20 protein-coding genes are annotated in these 21,784 nt (G+C 66.3%); 11 read left to right on the top strand and 9 right to left on the bottom strand.

Annotation, left to right across the window (positions count from 1 at the left end; genetic code table 11):
• Positions 1-43 precede the first annotated feature (43 nt).
• Together ACSQ9I_RS26620 and ACSQ9I_RS26615 are read left to right on the top strand one after the other, a co-directional pair.
• Positions 44-778, top strand: a complete 735-nt coding sequence (locus tag ACSQ9I_RS26620; RefSeq protein ID WP_436306358.1) for an amino acid ABC transporter ATP-binding protein — start codon at positions 44-46, stop codon at positions 776-778.
• Between the two features lie 35 nt (positions 779-813).
• Entirely contained in the window at positions 814-1,656 is an 843-nt protein-coding gene (locus ACSQ9I_RS26615) for an ABC transporter substrate-binding protein (RefSeq protein WP_093103765.1), read from the top strand.
• A gap of 13 nt (positions 1,657-1,669) precedes the next feature.
• Here the strand turns inward: ACSQ9I_RS26615 and ACSQ9I_RS26610 are convergent, their stop codons facing one another.
• Complete coding sequence (locus tag ACSQ9I_RS26610) at positions 1,670-2,611, bottom strand: LysR family transcriptional regulator (RefSeq protein WP_436315072.1); 942 nt, start codon at positions 2,609-2,611, stop codon at positions 1,670-1,672.
• A 92-nt stretch (positions 2,612-2,703) separates the two neighbouring features.
• Here ACSQ9I_RS26610 and ACSQ9I_RS26605 point away from each other — a divergent pair, with 92 nt between their 5' ends.
• Together ACSQ9I_RS26605 and ACSQ9I_RS26600 are read left to right on the top strand one after the other, a co-directional pair.
• Positions 2,704-3,672, top strand: a complete 969-nt coding sequence (locus ACSQ9I_RS26605; protein WP_436309833.1) for a Bug family tripartite tricarboxylate transporter substrate binding protein — start codon at positions 2,704-2,706, stop codon at positions 3,670-3,672.
• 20 nt (positions 3,673-3,692) lie between these two features.
• Positions 3,693-4,691, top strand: coding sequence for a 4-hydroxythreonine-4-phosphate dehydrogenase PdxA (locus ACSQ9I_RS26600; RefSeq protein ID WP_436315071.1), 999 nt, complete (start codon positions 3,693-3,695; stop codon positions 4,689-4,691).
• A 22-nt stretch (positions 4,692-4,713) separates the two neighbouring features.
• Here ACSQ9I_RS26600 and ACSQ9I_RS26595 read toward each other — a convergent pair whose 3' ends face one another.
• From ACSQ9I_RS26595 to ACSQ9I_RS26575, 5 genes are all read right to left on the bottom strand, one after another.
• Entirely contained in the window at positions 4,714-5,445 is a 732-nt protein-coding gene (locus tag ACSQ9I_RS26595) for an MBL fold metallo-hydrolase (protein WP_436315070.1), read from the bottom strand.
• Between the two features lie 171 nt (positions 5,446-5,616).
• The gene (locus tag ACSQ9I_RS26590) at positions 5,617-6,843 is read right to left on the bottom strand and encodes a sulfite oxidase (RefSeq protein WP_436315069.1); all 1,227 of its coding nucleotides are present in this window, start codon (positions 6,841-6,843) and stop codon (positions 5,617-5,619) included.
• A 143-nt stretch (positions 6,844-6,986) separates the two neighbouring features.
• On the bottom strand, positions 6,987-8,168 hold the full coding sequence (locus tag ACSQ9I_RS26585; RefSeq protein ID WP_436315834.1) for a glutamate carboxypeptidase: 1,182 nt from the start codon (positions 8,166-8,168) through the stop codon (positions 6,987-6,989).
• Positions 8,169-8,312: 144 nt separating this feature from the next.
• A complete protein-coding gene (locus tag ACSQ9I_RS26580) occupies positions 8,313-8,660 on the bottom strand; it encodes a hypothetical protein (RefSeq protein ID WP_436295245.1) in 348 nt (115 codons plus the stop codon).
• A gap of 102 nt (positions 8,661-8,762) precedes the next feature.
• The gene (locus tag ACSQ9I_RS26575) at positions 8,763-9,590 is read right to left on the bottom strand and encodes a TIGR02594 family protein (RefSeq protein WP_436315068.1); all 828 of its coding nucleotides are present in this window, start codon (positions 9,588-9,590) and stop codon (positions 8,763-8,765) included.
• Between the two features lie 165 nt (positions 9,591-9,755).
• On the opposite strand from ACSQ9I_RS26575, the gene ACSQ9I_RS26570 reads away from it, so the two are divergent.
• Positions 9,756-12,428 (top strand): C1 family peptidase, encoded by a 2,673-nt coding sequence (locus ACSQ9I_RS26570; RefSeq protein ID WP_436315067.1) that lies wholly within the window; start codon positions 9,756-9,758, stop codon positions 12,426-12,428.
• Positions 12,429-12,587: 159 nt separating this feature from the next.
• A complete protein-coding gene (locus ACSQ9I_RS26565; RefSeq protein WP_436315066.1) occupies positions 12,588-12,914 on the top strand; it encodes a hypothetical protein in 327 nt (108 codons plus the stop codon).
• On the opposite strand, the gene ACSQ9I_RS26560 is transcribed toward ACSQ9I_RS26565, so the two are convergent.
• Positions 12,865-13,380, bottom strand: a complete 516-nt coding sequence (locus ACSQ9I_RS26560) for a DUF1772 domain-containing protein (RefSeq protein ID WP_436315064.1) — start codon at positions 13,378-13,380, stop codon at positions 12,865-12,867. The genes ACSQ9I_RS26565 and ACSQ9I_RS26560 overlap by 50 nt on opposite strands.
• Positions 13,381-13,576: 196 nt before the next feature.
• Here ACSQ9I_RS26560 and ACSQ9I_RS26555 point away from each other — a divergent pair, with 196 nt between their 5' ends.
• The gene (locus ACSQ9I_RS26555; RefSeq protein ID WP_436315063.1) at positions 13,577-14,698 is read left to right on the top strand and encodes a heparan-alpha-glucosaminide N-acetyltransferase domain-containing protein; all 1,122 of its coding nucleotides are present in this window, start codon (positions 13,577-13,579) and stop codon (positions 14,696-14,698) included.
• A gap of 12 nt (positions 14,699-14,710) precedes the next feature.
• On the opposite strand, the gene ydiK is transcribed toward ACSQ9I_RS26555, so the two are convergent.
• Complete coding sequence (gene ydiK / locus ACSQ9I_RS26550) at positions 14,711-15,787, bottom strand: AI-2E family transporter YdiK (RefSeq protein WP_436295250.1); 1,077 nt, start codon at positions 15,785-15,787, stop codon at positions 14,711-14,713.
• A gap of 89 nt (positions 15,788-15,876) precedes the next feature.
• Between ydiK and ACSQ9I_RS26545 the strand changes: the two genes are divergently transcribed.
• The 4 genes from ACSQ9I_RS26545 to ACSQ9I_RS26530 all read left to right on the top strand — a co-directional run bounded on the left by ACSQ9I_RS26545 (position 15,877) and on the right by ACSQ9I_RS26530 (position 21,177).
• Positions 15,877-16,776 (top strand): Ku protein, encoded by a 900-nt coding sequence (locus ACSQ9I_RS26545; protein WP_436295251.1) that lies wholly within the window; start codon positions 15,877-15,879, stop codon positions 16,774-16,776.
• A complete protein-coding gene (locus ACSQ9I_RS26540) occupies positions 16,773-17,627 on the top strand; it encodes a tetratricopeptide repeat protein (RefSeq protein ID WP_436315062.1) in 855 nt (284 codons plus the stop codon). The genes ACSQ9I_RS26545 and ACSQ9I_RS26540 overlap by 4 nt, the downstream gene beginning before the upstream one ends.
• A gap of 15 nt (positions 17,628-17,642) precedes the next feature.
• Positions 17,643-20,156, top strand: coding sequence for a DNA ligase D (gene ligD, locus ACSQ9I_RS26535; RefSeq protein WP_436315061.1), 2,514 nt, complete (start codon positions 17,643-17,645; stop codon positions 20,154-20,156).
• Between the two features lie 241 nt (positions 20,157-20,397).
• Positions 20,398-21,177: a transporter substrate-binding domain-containing protein gene (locus ACSQ9I_RS26530; protein ID WP_436309819.1), complete on the top strand. Its 780-nt coding sequence runs from the start codon at positions 20,398-20,400 to the stop codon at positions 21,175-21,177.
• Here ACSQ9I_RS26530 and ACSQ9I_RS26525 read toward each other — a convergent pair whose 3' ends face one another.
• Entirely contained in the window at positions 21,178-21,765 is a 588-nt protein-coding gene (locus ACSQ9I_RS26525) for a DUF2894 domain-containing protein (RefSeq protein ID WP_436295255.1), read from the bottom strand.
• Positions 21,766-21,784: the final 19 nt, after the last annotated feature.

Below are 21,784 nucleotides of genomic sequence, written 5' to 3'. Positions count from 1 at the left end.
AGGAGACAGAACCATGCCCACCCCAACGAACGCAGACGTTCCCATGATCCTGTTTTCCAACATCAACAAGTGGTACGGCGACTACCAGGCGCTCGCCGACGTCAACGCCGAAGTCAAGAAAGGCGAGGTGGTGGTGGTCTGCGGGCCTTCCGGTTCCGGCAAGTCGACGCTGATCCGCACCGTCAACCGGCTCGAGGAGATCAAGTCGGGCCAGTTGCTCTTCGACGGCCACGACATCCACGCGCCGATGAGCAGCGTGGCGCTCAACAAGTTGCGCAGCCGCATCGGCTTCGTGTTCCAGAGCTTCAACCTGTTCCCGCACCTGTCGGTGCTGGAGAACATCATGCTGTCGCCGATGCGCGTGCTCGGCGTCAAGCGCGCCGCGGCGCGGACCAAGGCGATGCAGCTGCTGGAGCGCGTGGGCCTGGCCGCCAAGGCCGGCGCCTATCCGGCGCAGCTCTCGGGCGGCCAGCAGCAGCGGGTGGCGATCGCGCGCGCCCTGGCCATGGAGCCGCCGGCCATGCTCTTCGACGAGCCCACCAGTGCGCTGGACCCCGAGATGGTGGGCGAGGTGCTGTCGGTGATGCGCGGCCTGGCCAACGACGGCATGACCATGATGTGCGTCACGCACGAGATGAGTTTCGCCCGCGAGGTCGCGGACTGCATCTGGTTCATGGATGCCGGCCGGATCCTCGAGAAGGCCGAGCCCGAGACTTTCTTCAGCAGCCCCCAGCATCCGCGCGCGCAGCGCTTCCTGTCCGATCTGCGCGCGCACTAGGCGTTTCCCATCCCAGCCCTCACCAGGAGTTCATCATGTCGAAGAAGACCGTCTTCCGTCTCGCCGCCATCGCTTGTTGCCTTGGCGCCCTGTCCGTCCTGGCGCATGCCGACCAGTGGGACGACATCAACCAGCGCAAGGAACTCAAGTGCGGCACCTTCGCCGATGTGCCGCCCTTTGCCGCACCCGACCCCAAGACGCGCGAGATGGTGGGTTTCGATGTCGATCTGTGCAACGCGCTGGCCAAGCAACTGGGCCTGAGCGCGAAGGTCACGCCGCTGTCGGTCGAGGCGCGCGTGCCCGAGGTCAAGCTCGGCCGCGTCGATGTGACCGTGGCCAACCTGGCCTACACCAAGAGCCGCGGCGAGCAGATCCAGTTCAGCGATCCGTACTACGTGGCCAAGGAAATGCTGGCCGTGAAAGCCTCCGACCCCGGCACCACCAAGGCCGATTTCAAGGGCAAGCGCCTGAGTTCCACCAAGGGCTCGACCTCGGAGCTGTCGATCAAGATGAACGGCTCCGAGCCGGTGACCTTCCAGGACACGGGCTCGGCCTTCATGGCCGTGCAGCAGAACAAGTCGGTCGGCATGGTGGCCAACACCATGACCATCACCAAGCTCGTCAACCAGTCGAAGACCTCCGGGGTCGAGCTCAAGATGATCAAGGAGCCGATGGTGCTGCAGCCGATCGGCGTCGGCATGAAGAAGGACGAGCCGGTGCTGCTGGCCAAGGTCAATGCGGCGCTGGTGGCGCTGGACAAGGCCGGCGAGATCGACAAGATCTGGGCCAAATGGCTCGGCCCGAACACCGAATACAAGATGACGCGCGAAGAAAAGGTGATGCCGCTGTCCGAACTCAAGTTCGAGCTGCTGCCCTGAAGGTCCGCGCCTGTCAGGCCGCCGCCGGCCGCAGCAGCGCAACGAACTCCGCCGCGGCCGGCGACAGGCTGTGCGCCCGCCGCGTGATCAGGTAGATCGGCGGCACGCGGATCGGCAGTTTCACCGGCAGCACGCGCAGCACGCCCAGCCGCGCGTAGTGTGCCGCCTGCGAGGCCGGCATCACGGCGGCCATGTCCGAGTGTTCCAAGAGCGCCGTCATCGCGATCGGCGATGCGGTTTCGGTGATGCGCAGGCGCTGCTGGATGCCCGCCTCGCGCAAGGCCGCCTCGAAGCGCCCGCGCTGCGGCGAGCCCGGCGGCTGCAGCAGCCAGGGCCAGTCGACCAGCTCGCGCAGCGTCAGCGACTTGCGCTTGAACAGCGGATGCGCCTTGCGCACCACCACCACCTGCGGCTCGCCGAGCAGCGGCACGCAATCGAAGGCTTCGGCGCTGTGGTCTTCGGTGAGCCGGCCCAGCATCAGGTCGACCTCGCCGCGCGCAAGCTGGCGCAGCATCACGTCGCTGGTGTCGACCACCACGCTCACCGCCACGCGCTCGTGCTTCTTCTGGTAGGCCACCAGCGTCGGCGCCAGCAGCTCGGGCACCGCGCCCGGCACGCTGCCCACGCGCAACGCGCCGCTGAGCCCGGAGCGCAGAGCCTCCACCTCTTCGCACACCGCGCCGAAATCCGTCAGCACCCAGCGCGCATGGCGCACCAACGCCTCGCCATACGGCGTGGGCGTCATGCCGCGCGCGACGCGGGTGAAGAGCGGCACCGCGAAGGTCTCTTCCAGTTGCTGCAAGAGCTTGGTGGCCGCCGGCTGGCTGATGTTCATCGCCGCGGCCGCGCGGCCCAGGTGGCGGTGCTGGTCGAGCAGCGCCAGCAGCACCCATTGCCGCGTGCGCAAGCGCAGCAGCAGGCGCCAGGGCGGGAGATCGGGGCCGGGCTGAGTCATATACGGCGGTATATGGATTCTTCAGAACATTCGATTGGATTGGAATGGCGAACATCCCTAAGCTGGGCACCACAAAGATCGGAGACACGCCCATGCCATTCCTCTCCTGGCGCCTTGCGGCGCTCTGCCTGATCGCCGTGCCGCTCGCGGCGCCCGCCCAAGCGGTCTATCCCGACAAGCCCCTGCGCATCATGGTCGGCGCCTCGCCCGGCGGCGGCACCGACATCCTCGCGCGCCTGCTCGCCGACAAGTTCGGCGCCTCGCTCAAGCAGCCGGTGGTGGTCGAGAACCGGCCCGGCGCCTCCAACACCATCGCGGCCGAACTCACGGCGCGGGCCGTCGCAGACGGCAGCACGCTGCTGCTGGCCACCAACACCGGCCAGGCGGTGGCGCCGCACCTGCTCAAGCTCAAGTACGACCCGTTGAAGGACCTGCAGCCCGTCGGCCTGGTGGCCGTGATGCCGAACGTGCTGGTGGTGCCGTCGACCTCGCCCTACCGGGACGTGAAGGAACTCATCGCAGCGATGCGCGCCAAGCCCGGCGGCCTGCGCTATGCGTCCTCGGGCATCGGCAGCACGCAGCACGTGGGCGGCGAAGCCTTTGCACTGGCCACCGGCACCAAGGCCATCCATGTGCCGTACCGCGGCAGCTCGCAGGCGCACGTCGACATCATCGGCGGGCAGGTGGAGATGATGTTCGACAGCACCTCCTCGGCCATGCAGCAGATCAAGGCCGGCAAGTTCCGCGCGCTCGCCGTCGCCGCGGCCAGGCGCACGCCCGAACTGCCGGATGTGCCCACGCTGGCCGAGGCGGGCGTGCAGGGCGCCGATGTCAACACCTGGTATGGCCTCTTCGTCACCGCCGGCACGCCGCGCGCGGCGGTGGAGCGGCTCAACGCCGAGCTGGCCCAGAGCCTGCGCATGAGCGACGTGCAGGAGCGCATCAAGGGCCTGGGCGGCGAGATCACGGCCATGGGCATCGAGCCCTTCGCCGAGATGAACCGCAGCGAGTTCGAGCGCTACGGCAAGCTGGTCAAGGACACCGGCATGCGCGCCGATTGACTTAAGAGAAAAGGATGTCGATGAAACCCCGAATCGCAGTGCTGCCCGGCGACCCGAGCGGCATCGGCCCCGAGATGACGGTGAAGCTGCTGCGCCGCGCGCAGAACCTCGAAGCTGCCGAGCTGCTGCTGATCGCCGATCCGCTGGTGCTTGAAAGCGGCGAACGCAGCGCAGGAGGCCCCGCGCTCGACCCCTTGAGACTGGAAAGCCTGGACGTGCTGCGCTTCGAGCCCGGCCGCCCCAGCCTGCTGGTGCAGAACACCATGGCCGGCAAGCCGCCGGTGCTGGGCGAATCGAACGCGCATTCGGGCAAGGCCTCTTTCGAGGCCATGCAGCTGGCCACCGAAGCCGTGCGCCGCGGCGCGGTCGACGGCATCGTCTTCGCGCCGCTCAACAAGCATTCGCTGCGCCTGGGCGGCCTCGCGCACGAGGACGAGCTGCGCTACATGCAGGAGCGCTTCGATGTGCCGGGCTTCGTCTGCGAGTTCAACATCACCGGCAGCCTGTGGACCTCGCGCGTGACCTCGCACGTGCCGCTGAAAGACGTCGCGGCCCTCATCACCGGGCAGGCCGTGCAGGACGCCGTGCACATCATCTGCGGCGCGCTCGTCAGTGCCGGCGTGGCCGCGCCGCGCATCGCGGTCTCGGGCCTCAATCCGCATGCCGGCGACGGCGGCTCCATCGGCCGGGAGGAGATCGAGATCATCGAGCCGGCCGTGCGCGCGCTGAAGGCGCAGGGCATCGACGCGCGCGGCCCTTATTCGCCCGACACCGTCTTCATCGGCGCGCGCCGCGGCGACTTCGACGCCGTCGTCTCGATGTACCACGACCAGGGCCAGATCGCGATGAAGCTCCTGGGCTTCGAACAGGGCGTGACCCTGCACGGCGGGCTGCCGGTGCCGGTGGCGACCTCGGCGAGCGGCAGCGCCTTCGACATCGCAGGCAAGGGCGTGGCGAATGTCGAAGGCTTGCAAAAAGCCTTCGAGCTCTGCGTCCGAATGGCCGGCAGGGCAGGGTAAGTAAAGGCTGAGCGCGCGGAACTCAATGCGGGGCCGAGAGTGCCTCTGAGAGCTGGCGCAACAGTGATGCGCCATCTCCCTGCCATGCGCTGCCGTGCATGCATGCGAGCGTGCGGGGCTCCTGCTTCGCGAGCCCGGCCAGCAATGCGGCCGTCTGCGGTGCATGCGTGTAATAGTCCATCTGGCGTCGAAACGCCTCGCTGGGGCCAAGGATGTCGCTATCGACCAGCGCCCGCTCGCTGTTGCCCGGCTGCGTGAGGAGGTCGCCGCAGAAGAAGGTGCGCGTGTGCGTATCCATCATCAGCCCGCACTCCCAGCCGTGCGGGAGATGAGGCGTGTCGAACCAGCGCATCGTGTGGGTGCCGAGCGCGAGTTCTTCGCCATCGGCGAGCGCGCGCGGCGGGCGGTCGGCCATGTCGCCTATAGAGACCATGGCCGCGATGCTGCTGCACAGGGGCACGGCCTGCGGCGCTGCGGCCAGAAACAGGTTCAGCGCACCGCACTCGTCCGCCTCGACATGGGACAGCCCGATGTAGCGCAGGCGCTCGACCGGCATCACGCTTGCGATGGCTTCGCTCACCAGCGGGAAAAGCTGGCGCAGGCCGGAGTGGAACAGCAGCGGCTGGTCGTCGACCACCAGGTATTGGTTGAAGCTGAACAGGCTGCCGTCGGGCAGCGGCACCGGCGTGTTGATGCGGAAGATGCCCGAGGCGATTTCCTGCACGTTGGTGCCGGCCTGCGGATTCGTGATCATGCGCGTCTCCTGTGGGTTGTGGGCTGCAACTCGACGGGCAGGATGCGGCCTCTAGCTGCCATGACTAGTCTGGCGGTGGGGCGCTGGTTGCGCAAGGTGTCGCAAGCGCAAGCAACAAAGCAGAAACAGCGAACCTGGTACGCATCGGAGAGTCTCCTGTGCGAACAACGATCAGGTGAGTCGGACCCGCCGCGTGACTTGCCCGTTGCTTTCCCAGTAGGTGCGTTTCTTGGCGATGCGGGGATCCTCCATCGCTGGTTGGACATTCCCCTGGGTATCGACAGCACGTGAAGTGATGGCGTGTTCTCCTGGCGTCGCATTCGCCCACTCCAGGGACCAGAGCTTCCACGCAAAATCGGCTTGCTCACTCCGGTCCATGGTTGCTGCGACCCAGGGTCCCGCGTCGATCTGCACCTCCACGCGCGCTACGGATGGCCCCCACGCTGCACCGACGATGCGATATTTGCCGTTTCTGCCGGTGACCTTGGCCGGTACAGACTTGAGCAGGGCCCGACCCACGGACGTTTCCGTCCAGATGGTTTCCTGATTGCGCTGCTCTTCGCGGATCGTCACGTAGTCACGCGCCATGAAGCGGCCCATGAAGCGGGTGTCCCATACCTCGATGCGCTTCAGCCACTTGACGTTCGCAATGCCATACCAGCCCGGAGCGATAAGCCGCACGGGGAACCCGTGGGGCTGCGGAAGCGCTGCGCCGTTCATCTCATAGCAGAGCAGGTTGTTCGGGTTCATCGCATCGACCAGCGACATGCTGCGGGCAAAGTGCTGCGGCATCTTGGCCTGGCGGACTTCCTCCTCACCCGCGTCGCTCCCAACGAAGACGACTTCCATCCCTCGATTCAGCACCCCGGCTTCCTTGAGCAGTGGGGCGAGCGGCGTCCCCGCCCACCTGGCGGTGCCAATTCCGCTGATGAACCACGGGAACCCATGATTCCCGGAGCATTCGAGTGTGAAGACGACCTCTTTCCGAGGTCGGGCCTTGAGCGCGGGGAGCGTCAATGTCTTGGGCTGCTTGACGAGCCCGGTGATCTCGAGGGCCCACGCCTTCTCGTCGATGACCGGCTTGTTGTAGTGCGCAACACGAAAGAACTTGTCGTTGGGCGTCAAAAAGGAACTCAGCTCTTCCCACTGGGGCAGATTCTCGACGACACCGCCACTCGGGTTCGGTGGCGGTTGATCCAGCCAGGGAATGACCTCCTCGCCCGGCCGGGCCGGGAAGGCCTGGGCAAGCAAGTGGGAGTGCAGCAGCGCCAGACCGGCGAGCGCCGCACCGCCTTGCCGCATCAACTGTCGTCGTGCCATGTCTTTTGCATCCATTGCAGGTCGCCTTGATATAGAAGTGGAACCTGCATCGAACTTGATCTGGACTTCGTTGAGCATGGCAACTCCTTGGATCCGGGACTCGCGGCGCGAACCACCACGACTTCGAATCATCGGCGGCGCTTCCTGGAAATGCAAGAAACGGGAAGGCCTGGTCGACGAATGGTCCAAGCCTTGCGCACCACCCGGTGGCGCGCGTGATGTCAAGGCTTCTTGCTGAGCTCCATCACCATGCGGGTGAGCAGGTAGAAGCGCGGCACCACGCTCTCGACCTCGGCATATTCGTCCGGCGTATGAATGCCACCGCCGACGATCCCGAAGCCATCGAGCGTGGGAACGCCGACATCGGCGGCCAGACTCGCGTCGGCGGCGCCGCCCGAGCCCTCGATGGTGAGCTTCTTGCCGATCTCGGCGTAGATCGATTCGGCCGTTTTGACCAGTGCGTCGGACTGCGGCGTGCGCGGCATCGGCGGCAGGCCGCGCGACAGCATCGTCTTGACCTGCGTGTCGGCGATCAGCTTGCTTTGCGAGACGCGGGCCAGGTCGCGCTCGATGCGATCGAACTCTTCGCGCGTCACCGCCCGCACGTCGCCCCTGGCAGATGCGTTCTCGGGGATCACGTTGGTGGCGCCGTTGGCTGTCAGCACGGTGAAGTTGATCGTGGTGAGCTTTTCCGCATCGCCCAGCTTGCCGAGCTGCAAGACCTGATGGGCCACCTCCATGGCAGCGTTGCGACCTGCGTCCGGCGCCACGCCGGCATGGGCCGCGCGCCCCTTGACCTCCACCGAGGCCGTGGCGCTGCCCTTGCGCCACACCACCAGGCCGTCGGCCGGGCGGCCGGGCTCCAGGTTGAGGGTGACATCGTGTTCCCTGGCTACGCGGCGGATCAGCGCCGTGGTGTCGAGCGAACCCACCTCTTCGTTGGTGTCGATCAGGAAGGTGATGCGGCCGTAGTCCTTGAAGTTCATCGCTTTCAGGATCTTGATCGCGTACAGCCCCGCGACCACGCCGCCCTTGTTGTCCATCACGCCGGGGCCGTAGGCGCGGCCGTCCTTGATGTAGAAGGGCTTGGCCTTCGCCGTGCCGTCGGCGAACACCGTGTCAATGTGCGCCATCAGCAGGATCTTGCGGGTGCCGGTGCCCTCGAAGGTCGCGACCACGTTGGTTCCGGGATGCGGCGTAGCCGGAAAGGTCTCGATCTTTCCGCCGAGCTTTTGCAACTCTTCGACCACCACACCCCGCACCTTCTCGAGGCCTGCGGTGTTGGCCGAGCCGGAGTCGATGTTGACCAGGCGTTCAAGCAGCAACAGCGCTTCGTCCCTGTAGCCTGCAGATCGGTCGAGAACTTCCTTGTGGGGCTGGGCATGAAGCGTGGACACCAGCATTGCCGCGCCGAGCCCCAACAAGAAACGAGGCAGCCAACGTGCCGCAGGCGCACAGGTGGTCGATGCGAATGTCATCGGGAAATCCTTCGTTGAACAGAGACGCGGGAGTCTAGGCCAGGTTTTCTCCGAGGCCAGCCGTCTGAGCTATGCGGTCCGATCTTTCACAGCCCTGACCGCTCGGCGATAGATCAAGACCATGGAAACCAGACCAAAAAAAGACGCCATGGTCGAGGCCAGCGCGATCGCAAACAGTACCCCTGGCACTGCATCGTCCGTGGCAAGGAGCGCGAGAACCAGGCAAGCTGCCCACAGTGCACCCCAGCGCAGGATGTAGATGTCCATGTACGTTTTCAGCCAGACGTAGTTCCGGCTCCTGATCGCCGCACGCTCAGGCGCACTTGCATGGGCCGGAGTCGGCTCCAAAGCGGAAGTCGGCGACCAGAACCGGATCCAGACAGAGCCGGCATTGGCGTTTTCCTTGGAGGGTGTCATCAGGCCTCCAGCCTAACCCTTCTGGCAAACCCTCTGCGCGCGAAGCAGGTCGAAGACGGCAACGAGGAAACGTTCTACGTCGAGTACTGCCCAACCACGGAATCAGGCGGGAAGCCATCGGTAGCCCACCAGGTTCTCCTTGGGCCTGGACGTGATCCGAACGGCATTTCCGACGTTGCCGCCCAGGCAAAGAATGTAGGTCGCGGTTTGGCCCAGGTAGAGGCACGAATAGGCCTGCCCGCGCGACGGGGACGCATCACTTTCCGGGCGCTTGAAGATCGCCACGGCGCCTTGCTTGGGTTCCTTCAGTTCGCTCCCCCACGCCAGCCACGCGATATTGCGACCATCATCCACGCCGGGAACGCCCGACGCTTTCATCGCCCAGTTGAGGAAGAGCGCGCTCCAAGGAAGCATCGTGTCGTCAGTGACATTCTTGAAATGAGGTGAGGAATGGATGTATTCAAGAATGCGTGGATTGGACTCGGGCCCTGGGATCTCTGACTGGCCCAGTTCGGCCAAGGCAAGCTTCAACCAGGGCGGTGCCGGTATCGCCGCGGTCCCGACCGACAACGGCGCTTCGATCTCCTTCGCCGCGCTCTTCAGATTCGCCGAATCCTTCTTCACCTCTTCGCTGGCCGCGCCTCCGGACTTTGCAGCAGCGGTCTTGGCCATGGCGTCTGCAATGGCGACCAGCGTCTCGGCAGTCACCTTGATTTCAGTGCCCGGCGTCGGCTGCGGCTTGCCTCGAAACCAGCCGGAGGCCGTGGTCCAGATCGTGTCGACGTTCTTGACGAACGCGGCCGTTCCAGCGACGACGGTCACGACGATGGCGATCCAGGATGCCAGCTTCTTGAAGCTCAGATGGCGTTGTGAATCGGTGCCATCGGTCAGCACAGCGGTCGGTAGCGAGTCCTTGTCACTGGTTCCCATCGCACCTCCTCGGAGTTGCCCGAGATTTTGCCGCAGCGGGCCGATCACTCGTACATCCCTTTGGCTAGATCGACAGACATAGTCCTTCAGGCCGCTTCGTCAGATTCTGCGTGAGAGGCAGAATTTGCCGCGAGCCAGTCCCCGTCACTCGCGAAAGGGCATCCCATGCTCACCGACCTTCAACTCGCGCAGATCATGCTCCACGCTTCGCAGAAGAAGCGCCTCCTGTACGTCAACCCGCTGAACGCGGCGATGGAGGAATTCGAGATCAACAATCTGCGACGAACATCCGCATTCATCGCGCAGCTGGCGCACGAGTCGGGCGAGTTCAACTTCATGGAGGAGATCTGGGGGCCGACGCCGGCGCAGAAGCGCTACGAGCCGCCGAGCGACCTGGCACGGACGCTTGGCAACACGCAGCCCGGTGATGGCAAGCGCTTCAAGGGCCGCGGCCCGATTCAGTTGACTGGCCGTGCCAACTACCAGAAGTTCGGCGATCTGCTCGGGGTCGACCTCGTCGGCCAGCCCGAGCTGGCCGCCGCGCCGGAGCTGGCGTTCAAGACGGCGGGGCTGTACTGGAAACGCAAAGGGCTCAACGAGCTCGCCGATGCGGACAACTTCACCGAGATCACGCGCAGGATCAACGGCGGCCAGAACGGCGCGGCTGAAAGGGTTCGCTTCTACGAGCGGGCCAAGCTGGTGCTGGCCCCCTCCTTTCCGGCCGCGAGCGCCAGACATGCCAAGGCAAAGACCGCGAAGACGTTCGCGGAGCCGGCCGATGCACTGATGCGCGGCGCTGAGCCAATCCAGCTGGAGCCGCCGCCGCCGGCCTTTGTGCCGCCGCCTTCCGAATCGCTCGCAGTGCGGCCGGACACGCTCGACTTCCGCGACCTGATGTACACGCCCACGCTCATCGAGGTGCCGACCCACATTCCGCTGGGCGAGTACCTGGAGCACAAGGTGCCGATCCTGAACCAGGGCAGCGAAGGCGCGTGCACCGGCTTCGGCCTGGCGACCGTCGCGAACTATCTGCTCCAGCGCAGGCGGGTGGTGCCTGACAGCGTTCCCGTCAGCCCGCGCATGCTGTACGACCTGGCGCGCCGCTACGACGAGTGGCCCGGCGAGAACTACAGCGGCTCGAGCGCGCGCGGCGCGATGAAGGGCTGGCACAAGCACGGCATTTGCTCCGAGGAGCTATATCCCTACCAGCCCGGCAAGGTCGACCGCCGGGGCATGACCGAGCAGCGCGTGGCAGACGGCATCCGCCGGCCGCTGGGCGCCTATTTCCGCGTCAACCACAAAGACCTGGTCGCCATGCACGCGGCCATCGCCGAGGTCGGCGTGCTCTATGCGACGGCCACGGTCCACGAGGGATGGGGCAGCGTAGGGGCCGACGGCCTGATCGTGCAGTCGGAGGTGATCACCGGCGGCCATGCCTTCGCCATCGTGGCCTATGACGATCAAGGTTTTTGGCTGCAGAACTCCTGGGGTCCGACATGGGGCCTGCGCGGCTTTGCGCGGATCACCTATGACGATTGGATCGCCAACGGCACCGATGTGTGGGTGGCCCGCCTGGGGGCGCCGGTGACGCTGCGCGCGAAGCAATCGGCCGCCGCCACGCATTCGGCCACCGCCAACCAGAGCGTGGCCTATTCCTTCGCAGACCTGCGGCCTCATATCGTGAGCGTCGGCAATGACGGGGAGCTGAAGGCGGGCGGCGACTACGGCTCGACGCCCGACGAGCTCGGTCACATCTTCGAGCAGGACATCCCGGCGGCGAGCCATGGTTGGAAGAAGCTGCGGGTCCTTCTGTATGCCCATGGCGGGCTGGTGAGCGAACAGGCCGCGGTGCAGCGCCTCGCGGAATACCGACCGGAGCTGTTGAAGGCTGAGGTCTACCCGCTGGCCTTCATCTGGCGCACCGACTACTGGACCACCTTCTCGAACATCCTCAAGGACGCGGTGAGCCGTCGACGGCCAGAAGGCGCGCTGGACGCCACCAAGGACTTCATGCTGGATCGGCTCGACGACGCGCTGGAGCCGCTCGCCCGCGTCTTGAGCGGCAAGGCCGCCTGGAGCGAGATGAAGGAGAACGCCTTGCGCGCCGCCAGCCAGGGCTGTGCCTCGACCTTGGTCGTCGATCACCTGAAGAAGCTGGCGAAAAAGGCCGAGAAGAACGGCCAGGCTCTCGAGATCCATCTCGTGGGCCACAGCGCGGGCTCGATCCTGCACGCGCCGATCGTCAAGCTCCTGGCTGCGCGCGGCCTGCCGATCGAGACCTGCACCCTGTGGGCGCCGGCCTGCACGGTCGAACTCTTCAAGGAGTTCTACGTGCCGGCGATGGAATCAAAGGCGCTCCGCAAGCTGACGGTGTATGCGCTCAAGGACAAGATCGAGCGTGATGACGACTGCGCCAAGATCTATAACAGGTCCTTGCTCTACCTGGTCTCGAATGCCTTCGAGGGCCAGGCGCGCATCCCGTTCTTTCGCGATGGCGTGTCGATCCTCGGGATGGAGAAAGCCTTTGATCCTGCCTTGCGCAAGATCTTCAATGCCCACGGCGCCGAACTCGTGCTCACGCCCAACACCGAGCCCGACGATTCGCTGAGCGCATCGGAGGCCATGCACCACGGCGACTTCGACGACGACAAGAAGACAGTCATGTCGACCTTCAGGCGCATTGCGGCAGGTGCCGGCAAGGCACAGGCGAAGCTCGCGGTGAAGCTCCCGGACCTGGCGATCCCGATTCGCAGCGCCAAGCCGATGTTCCCGCACACCGAATCGTCGCTGCGCGATCGGCGCATGCAGATCGACCAGCGCACACGGGAGAGGGTGTAGCGGCGCACGCGAGGTGCCCGACGGTTGGCGAGGGCAGGCCACTTCGGCGCTTGCGACTCGCACCGGGGCCGCCGCCTTCAGCCTCCCCAGTCGGGAGGAGGCGATGCATCCCTGCTGCGCGTACAACCGGCGCATCGAGCCCACCTCAGGAGATAGGCCATGGCCACCACCAACTCCATCGATGGCGACATCGTGAAGCGAGCGATCGTGCAGATCAAGGAGGAGATCAAGCGCAAGCGCGAGCGCATCCGGACGATGCCGGCACTGATCCTGAAGCTCAGGGACGAACTCGCGACGCTCGAGAGCGAACTCGAAACCGATCTTGCCCAGCTCAAGGCCTTCGAGGAGCAGTCCACGGCGACCTGCGGGCATATCTCGGTCGACGCGGCACCGCCATCGCAAGGAGCGCGCTGGTTGTGGGGCCTCCTGCCCGACCTCAGGCGCCCGACGCTCCCGCACGCGCCCACTGCAGTGCCGCCACCGTGAACGAGAGCGCAGCCAGCACCCCCATCACCGTGCGCAGGTGGTTCCAGCGAACCCAGGGCCCCACATAGGCCGGCCACTGCACCGCGGCCACCGCTGCAGACGCTTCGGCCCGCGCCAGCGTGTTGTTCATCGGCACATTGAAGACCATCGTCACCCCGAAGGTCCCGATCAGATAGGCCGCTGCTCCGATGAGCAGCCACCAGCTGGCCGCATCGTTCGCATGCAGCAGCGCCCGCAGCACCAGCACCCCGCACAGCAGCGCGGTGCCGACGAACACCCCGAGAAACACCGGATTCTGGATCGTCACGTTGATGTTCTGCATCGCGGCCATCCCCTGCTCGGGCGGCAGCTGCGACAGCGCCTTCATCACCGAGGTCGAGAAGGCGAAGAGCAGGCCGGCGATGACGGCCGAGCCGACGGCGGCGAGCACGGTAAGGGGGAGCATGAGTGCGTTCAGGGTTGCCATGTCGTTTGCCTTCTGCAGTGCGTTCCTGGAATTGCAAAGGTCGCTATTGGGCCCTGGCGGTGCGTGAATTTCAATCACGTGTCGTCCCGGCCTCGTGCTCCATCGTCCAGGTTGCGACACCGCGCGCATGTCGCCAATCTCCAAGACGTGCGCTGCGCGCCTGCCCGACACTGGCCACGCCCCTCGAGACTCCCCCATGCATAGCCCTTCCTCCGCAATCCTCGCCCAGGCCAGCGCCATCGACGCGCCGATCGCGCGGCAAGGCTACGTCGACGCCTTTCGCGGCCTCCTGATCGCGCACATGGCGCTGGACCACGCCTCGCTGATGTTCAACGCCGGCCGGGCCGGCGAAGAACTGGCCGCGGCCGCGGCGCCCGTGCCCGGCGACCTGCTGCAGTTCCTGACGCGCTTCACGGGTGTGCCGGTCGCGCCGGCCTTCTTCTTCATGGCCGGCTTCATGGTGGCGCTGACCAGTGCTGCGCGCGAGCAGCGCGGCCTGCCGCATGCCGAGGTGACGCGGCGACTGATCCTGCGCGGCCTGGTGCTGATCGCCGTGGACGCGCTCGTCATGGGCCTGCCGCGCGCCGCCATGGGCTTCTATTCCTTCGTGGTGCTCAGTTCGATCGGCGCGGCCATCATCATCCTCGCGCTCGTGCGCGACGCGCCGGGCAAGCTGCTGCTGGCGGCGGCGATCGCGGTGCTGGCGCTGCACCCGCTGCTCGACGTGTCGGCGCTGCCGCTGCCCTTGCGGGCGGTGCTCTACGAGCCGGTTCGAAGCGGCGCGTTTCGTTCGCTTTACCCGGTGATCCCCTGGGCCGCGATCGCCGTCGTGGGCTTCGTCGCGGGCCGCGACGCGCTGCACCGCCTGCAGCCGGCGCGGTTCTGGCTGGGGCTGGCCGGCGTCTGCCTGGCGCTGTTTCTTGCGATCCGCCTGGCTGGCGGCTATGGCAATGCCTACGCGTACACGAAGGTCGCCAGCCTGGCGTTCTGGAACTTCGCCAAGTACCCGCCGGACCTGCCCTTCCTTGCCTGGTCTTTCGCCGCGATCTTCGCGGGCCTGGCCGTGCTGTGGTGGGTCACGCGCAGCGGCCTGCCCGTTTGGCTGCGTCCGTTCATGGTCTTCGGCCGGGTGCCGTTCTTCTTCTACGTCGTCCATTTCTACGTGCTGGGTCTGGCCGCGGCCGTCGTGCACACGAAGTGGGGATTGACGCAAACCTATCTGATCTGGCTGCTTCTGCTGGCCCTCATGGTCTGGCCCTGCGCCTGGTACTACCGCAAGAAGCGGGAGCGGCCGAACTGGGTCACACGCTACGTCTGACCCTCGCCAACGCTACTGCCGCGCCGCATCGGCCGTCTGCGCCTCGGCATCCCGAAGCCAGTTGTCGATCAGGGTGTAGGACACCGCCAGCATGACCGGCCCCACGAAGATGCCGACCAGCCCGAAGCCGAGCAGCCCGCCGATGACGCCCGCGAAGATCAGCACCAGCGGCAGGTCGGCGCCGCGCCGGATCAAGAGCGGGCGAAGGAAGTTGTCCATCGTGCCGACGATCACCGTCCACACCAGGAGGAAGATGCCCCAGCCGGTCGATCCGCTCCAGAAGACCCAGATCACCGCTGGCGCCAGCACCAGCGTCGGGCCGACCTGCACGATGCACAGCATGAACATCACGGCCGTGAGCAGGGCCGCGAATGGCACGCCCGCAATCGCCAGGCCGATGCCGCCCGCCACCGCCTGGACGAAGGCCGTCACGCCCACCCCCAGCGCCACGCCGCGGATCGCCTTGCCGGCCAGCACCACCGCGTCTTCCCCGCGCTGGCCGCCGAGCTTGAGGCCGAAGCGCCGGACCACCGCCGCCGCCGATTCGCCGCCCGCATACATCATCCCGGCGATGACGACCGTGAGCAGGAACTGCAGGGTCAGCGCACCCACGACGCCGGCCTGCGCGAACAGCCATCCCGTGACCTGCCGGATATAGGGCGTGACCTTCGCCTCCAACCCCGCCACGCCCGATGCCACGAGTTCATTCCAGGCCATGGCGAGCCTCGGCCCGACGATGGGCAGGCGCTCCACCCAGCCGGGCAACTGGGGCGGGCCCCGGCTGATCAGCAACCTGATCCATGCGACGACTTCCTCCGCATTGGCTGCGATGGTCGAGATCGCCAGCGTGAGCGGCAGCACGAACAGCAGCAGCAGGATCAGCACCATCGCGGCCACCGCCAGGCTGCGACGCCTCCACAGCCGCGCCTGGATCCAGAGGAAGGCCGGCCAGGTCGCCACCACGACCATCGCGGCCCAGATCGTCGCGCCCAGGAAGGGGCGGAGGATCCAGAGCGAGGAGCCGATGAGCAGCACCAGGGTCAGGACGCCGAAGGTGGTCTTCGCGAGGTCGGGGCGGGGTTCGGACATGGTGGGGTTGGGTGAGGGGAAGTGCGCCTATTCTCCTGGCAGCCAAAAAATGGCATGCTGCCTTCCTTCGTTCGCCTGGAGGCAATCCCATGGCTGCTCGTTCCATAGCGTCGCTGTCGCTCGGCTTCGGCTTGGTGTCGATCCCCGTCAAGCTGTATTCGGCGACGGAGAGCTCGGCGACCATCCGCTTCAACCTGCTGTCGAAGGACGGCTCGCGCGTGAAGCAGCAATACATCTCCGAGAAGGACCAGACGGTCGTGCCGCGCACCGAAATGGTCAAGGGCTACGAGTTCGAGAAGGACCGCTACGTCATCTTCAAGCCCGAGGAGCTCAAGGCGCTGGAGGAGGGCGGCAGCCACGTGATCGACATCGTGTCCTTCATTCCCGAGCAGGCGGTCGACCCGCTCTACTACGACAAGGCCTACTTCCTCGCGCCCGACAAGCGCGGCGGCAAGCCCTACAACCTGCTGAAGGCCGCCATGCAGCAGAGCGGGCGCTGCGCGCTGGCACGCTGGGCCTGGAAGTCCAAGCAGTACGTGGTGCAGGTGCGCGCCAACGACGACGGCCTGGTGCTGCAGCAGCTGCTCTTTGCCGACGAGGTCCGGTCGATGAAAGACCTGGAGATCGAGCAGCTCCCGCCGCCCTCGGCCGCCGAGCTCAAGCTGGCGCTGCAGCTCATCGAGCAGATCTCCGCCGACGACTACGAGCCCACGCTCTTCGAGGACGAAGAGAAGAAGCGCATCCTGGTCGCGATCGACGCCAAGATCGCCGGCCAGGAAGTGGTGGCGGTCGAGCATCCGGAAGATGCTGCCGCCGGCGCCCAGGTCATCGATCTCACCGAAATGCTGCGCGCGAGCCTCGGCCGCGCCGTCAAGCCCGGCGCGAAGCAGCCCGCACCCGCAGTCGAAAGCAAGGGCGCAAAGCGTGCTCCCCGGGCGGCAAAGGTGGCCGAGGCCGCGCCGCCGGTGCGCGCGCGCATGAAGAAGTGACGAACAGCTCACCGCTCGAAAGCACGCACCCCTACACCTTGCGCGGCGTCCGGCAGATGCTGGGCCTGACCCGGCATGCCGTCTCGAAGCTGATCGAACTCGGCTTCGTCGACCCGTCGCGCGGACCCGGGCGCGCCTTGCGCTTTTCGTTTCGCGACGTCGTGCTGCTGCGCTCGGCGCACGACCTGCGCGTGGCGCGCATTCCCACGCGGCAGATCCTGCGCTCGCTGCGGCGACTGCGCGACACGCTGCCGCCCGAAGTGCCCGTGAGCGGCCTGCGCATCACGGCCGCCGGCGACCGCATCACGGTGCGCGAAGAGAACGCGCAATGGGAGCCCGACACGGGCCAGCTCGTGATGGACTTCAGTGTGGCACCGTCGACCGGCTCGGTGAGCTTCATCTCCCAGCGCGCCGCCGAGCCGGCGACGCCCGAGTCCGACGACCTCGAAGACCTGTTCGAAACGGCGGAAGAGCTGGAAGCCTCCGACCCCACCGCCGCCGAAGACACCTACCGCCTCATCCTCGAGCAGGACCCGGCCCACGCCCACGCCTACCTGAACCTCGGCTTCATGCTGTGCGAGGCCGGCCGCAGCCGCGATGCCGTGGCGCTCTACGACGAGGGCCTCGCGCACTGCCCCGACGACCCGCTGATGCACTACAACCGCGCCGTCGCGCTCGAAGACCTCGGCCGCGTGGCCGCCGCGCTCGCGAGCTACGAGGAATGCCTGCGCCTGCAGCCCGACTTTGCCGACGCGCACCAGAACGCCGGGCTGCTCTATGCACATGCCGGACAGAAGCAGATGGCCATCCGCCACTTCAGCGCATTCCGGCGGCTGCAACCGCGCGTCTAGCCGGCGGCGACCGCGATGGCCCGCGCCGACCCGCTCAAGAAATACAAGGCCAAGCGCAACTTCGCGCTCACGCCGGAACCGGCGGAGGGCGGAGCCGAAAGCACCCACGCGCGGCAGTTCGTCGTGCAGAAGCACTGGGCCACGCGCCTGCACTACGACGTGCGGCTCGAGCTCGACGGCGCGATGAAGAGCTGGGCCGTGCCCAAGGGCCCGAGCTACGACCGTCAAGTGAAGCGCATGGCCGTGCACGTCGAGGATCACCCGATCTCGTACAACAGCTTCGAAGGCACCATCCCGCCGAAGCAGTACGGCGCCGGCAAGGTCGTTATCTGGGACAAGGGCACCTGGACGCCGATCGGCGATCCGCACGAGGGCTACCGTGACGGCGACCTCAAGTTCGCGCTGCACGGCTACAAGCTGCGCGGCAAGTGGGTGCTGGTGCGCATCAAGAGCAAGGAAGAAAAGCAGAACGCCTGGCTGCTCATCAAGGAACGCGATGCCTACGAGCGCCCTTCGGCCGAGTTCAGCGTCGTCGACGAGTTCCCGGACAGCGTGGCCGACCTGCCGATGCCCAAGCCGGAATCGGCCGCACCCGCGCCCGCACCGGCAAAGAAGCGCGCCGGTGCGCGCGGCATGCCCGCGGGCGCGGTCAAGGCAGAGATGCCGCAGAAGCTGTCGCCGCTGCTGGCCACGCTGGTCGATGCGCCGCCCGGCCGGCCGAGCGGATGGATCTACGAGATCAAGTTCGACGGCTACCGCATGCTGGCGCGCATCGATGCAGCCCAGGGCGTGCGGCTCATCACGCGCAACGGCCACGACTGGAGCAGCCGCCTGCCGCACCTGGTGCAGGCGCTCGCGCGCATGAAGCTCAAGCCCGGCTGGCTCGACGGCGAGATCGTCGTGCTCGCCGAATCCGGCCGGACCGACTTCCAGGCGCTCCAGAACGCCTTCGAGAGCGCCAGGACGCAGGGCATCGAGTTCTTCCTGTTCGACGTGCCGTACTACGACGGCCACGACCTGCGCGGCGTGCCGCTGATCGAGCGGCGCGAGTTCCTGCGCGCGCTGCTCGCCGAGGCGCCGGGCGACATCCGCCTGAGCGAAGCCTTCGATGCGGCGCCGAAGGACATCATCGCCTCGGCCTGCAAGCTCGGGCTCGAGGGCATCATCGGCAAGCGCAAGCAGAGCAGCTACAGGTCGCGCCGTTCGACGGACTGGATCAAGCTCAAGTGCAGCCAGCGGCAGGAGTTCGTCATCGGCGGCTACACCGACCCGAAGGGCTCGCGCATCGGCATCGGCTCGCTGCTGCTCGGTGTTCACGACGACAATGGCGATCTGGTGTACGCCGGCAAGGTCGGCACCGGCTTCAACGACCGCTCACTCGCGGACATGTTGACGCGCTTGCAGAAGATCGAGATCGACCAGCGCCCCTTCAAGAACAGGACCGAAGACGAACGCAACGCCCACTGGGTCAAGCCCACGCTGGTGGCGGAGGTCACGTACTCGGAGTGGACCGCCGGCGGCCACATCCGGCATGGCGTGTTCGAGGCGCTGCGCACCGACAAGCCGGCCCGGGCCATCGTGCGCGAGAAGCCCGTGCACCTGGCGGACGCCGATGTCGAGCAACAGCAGCCCATCGCGCACACGCTGCCGCCGAAGCTCAAGGTTACCCACCCGGAGCGCGTGATCGACCCGAAGAGCGGCGTGACGAAGATCGAGCTGGTGCGCTTCTACGGCCTGGTCGCGCCGCTGATGATGGAGCACCTCAAGGGCCGGCCGGTGTCGATCGTGCGCGCGCCCACCGGCGTCACGGGCGAGCTGTTCTTCCAGAAGCACCTGGACAAGGGCAGCATGGAAGGCATCCGGCAACTCGACCCCGCCATCTGGCCGGGCCACGAACAGATGCTCGAAGTCGCGACGCCCGAAGGCTTGCTGTCGGCCGCGCAGATGAACGTCATCGAGTTCCACACCTGGAATGCCGTGAAGACCGCGACCGGCAAACCCGACCGCATGACCTTCGACCTCGACCCGGGCGAGGGCGTCGGCTGGCCGGCCGTGCAGCAAGGCGCCGAGGTCGTGCGCGTGTTCCTCAACGAGCTGGGCCTGGTGTCTTTCTGCAAGACCACCGGCGGCAAGGGCTTGCACGTGGTGGTGCCGCTGCGCAAGCACCACGACTGGGACACCGTGAAGGATTTTTCGGAAGCCATCGTGCGCCACCTGGCCCGCACGCTGCCGAAGATGTTCGTCGCCAAGAGCGGCCCGCGCAACCGCGTGGGCAAGATCTTCATCGACTATTTGCGCAACGGCTTCGGCGCCACGACCGTCTGCGCCTGGTCCGCCCGCGCGCGGCCGGGGCTCGGGGTGTCGGTGCCCGTCGAGTGGACGGAGGTGCGGCACCTGACGAGCGGGGCGCAATGGACGGTGCGGAACATCCATACGCGGCTGGACAAGGGGAACGAGCCCTGGAAGGACTATGCGAAGTCGGCGCAGGGGATTGGGCCGGCGATGAAGATGCTGGGGTTTCGGGGATGAGGGGCCTTGCTCCCTCTCCCTCCGGGAGAGGGCTGGGGTGAGGGCACGCGGCCCGTGCGCGCGTCGATCGGCTCGCCCGGGGCTCGTCGACCACGATAGGCAGGGCGTTCAACTCGGAGCAGAATGCTTCCAGGAGAAGCAGACCTTCGACGGCAATGTCTGCTGACCCAAAGGCATCTCCATTCGGGAAGCACCGCGAGCGACTTCAACGGAGGACGCAATGCGAACGGCTCATTGGCTGATGACTGCAGTCCTTGGACTGCTGCTTGCGGGCTGTGCGGGCATCAGAACCGCTCCGACACCGGAAGCGCGACAGGCTTTGGCTCCAACCGGCAAGCTTCGCGTTGGGCTCCAGCTTGGCAATCCCTTGAACGTGGCACGGGACTCCGTGTCGGGTGAGATGAAGGGGGTTGGATTCGACCTCGGAAAAGAGATGGCCCGGCGCATAGGGGTTCCATTTGAGCCGGTGCTGTACCCATCGATCGGAGCCCTTCACGACGGCGGGAAATCGGGGGCTTGGGACGTCGCCCAATTTGGGTTCAGTCCCGAGCGGGCGAAGGAGTGGGATTTCAGCGCGCTTCACCTGGAGGTCGAATTCGGCTACCTCATCCCTGGCGGTTCATCGATCTCAACAATGGCTGATGTGGATCGCCCCGGGACTCGAGTTGCCGTGCAGGAGAAGTCCGGACCCGATGTCTTTTTTACTCGCACGCTGAAGAATGCTGTGGTGATCCGAGCATCAAGCAACCCTGGCGCATTGGAGGCGTTGAAATCCGGGAGGGCGGACGTCATGGGCAGCATCAAGCCGATCCTGTTCGAGATGTCGAATCAATTGCCTGGTTCTCGAGTCCTCGACGGTCGACCTGGCATCGATCCGCACGCTATGGCGATGCCGAAGGGACGGGATCTCGGAGCGGCATACACGCGCCAGTTCGTTGAGGACGCGAAGTCCGAGGGTCTGGTCAAAGCCGCGATTGAGAGAGCCGGTTTACGCGGCGTGATTGTCGCTCCGCTCAAATGATCAGCCGGATCGGCTCCGAGCGCTCTTCCTATTGCCCTCGGTGCGCGGGGTATCCGTACCCGCCGAGGCACTGCCACCGTTCGCCTGATCGACCCACTGCAAAGCGTCGACATACGACATGAAGCGGTGGAGGTACTCCGGCGACAGTTCACGCATCAACATGAGCGATCGATGCACGAGGTGACGCGAGTTGAGGGGGCCGGCGTTCTGCGGCACCGTCGCCAGCGACTGCGTCAGCCGTCGATCGGCGCTGAGCCTCGACCAGGTGTTTCTGAAATAGCTGAGCGTCTTCGAGTCGAGCGCCGCGCCGTCCCCACGCGATGACGACGCATGCCGGGCGACGTGGTCGACGAGCGCCGCGAGCGCGCCGCGATGGGGCTGGTCCTGCTGCCCCGCGATGTCGCCGTCCGCACATCGGGCCCTTTCGAGATCCTCTCCATAGGCCGCGAGCAGCTTGAGCACCTTGTCGTCCAGGATGCGTCGCGCCTCGCCGCTGTAGGCCGCCGCCCGTCCGGCCAGCACCTCGATGAAACGAAAGCGGACCGGATCGAAGCGATGATCGCCACGTTCGCGCCGTGCGTCGATCATCGCGCCGGTTGCGCATGTC

The organism is Variovorax sp. LjRoot84 (assembly GCF_964254305.1).
GTDB lineage: Bacteria > Pseudomonadota > Gammaproteobacteria > Burkholderiales > Burkholderiaceae_C > Variovorax.
This window is presented reverse-complemented; position numbering and strand designations above follow the sequence as displayed.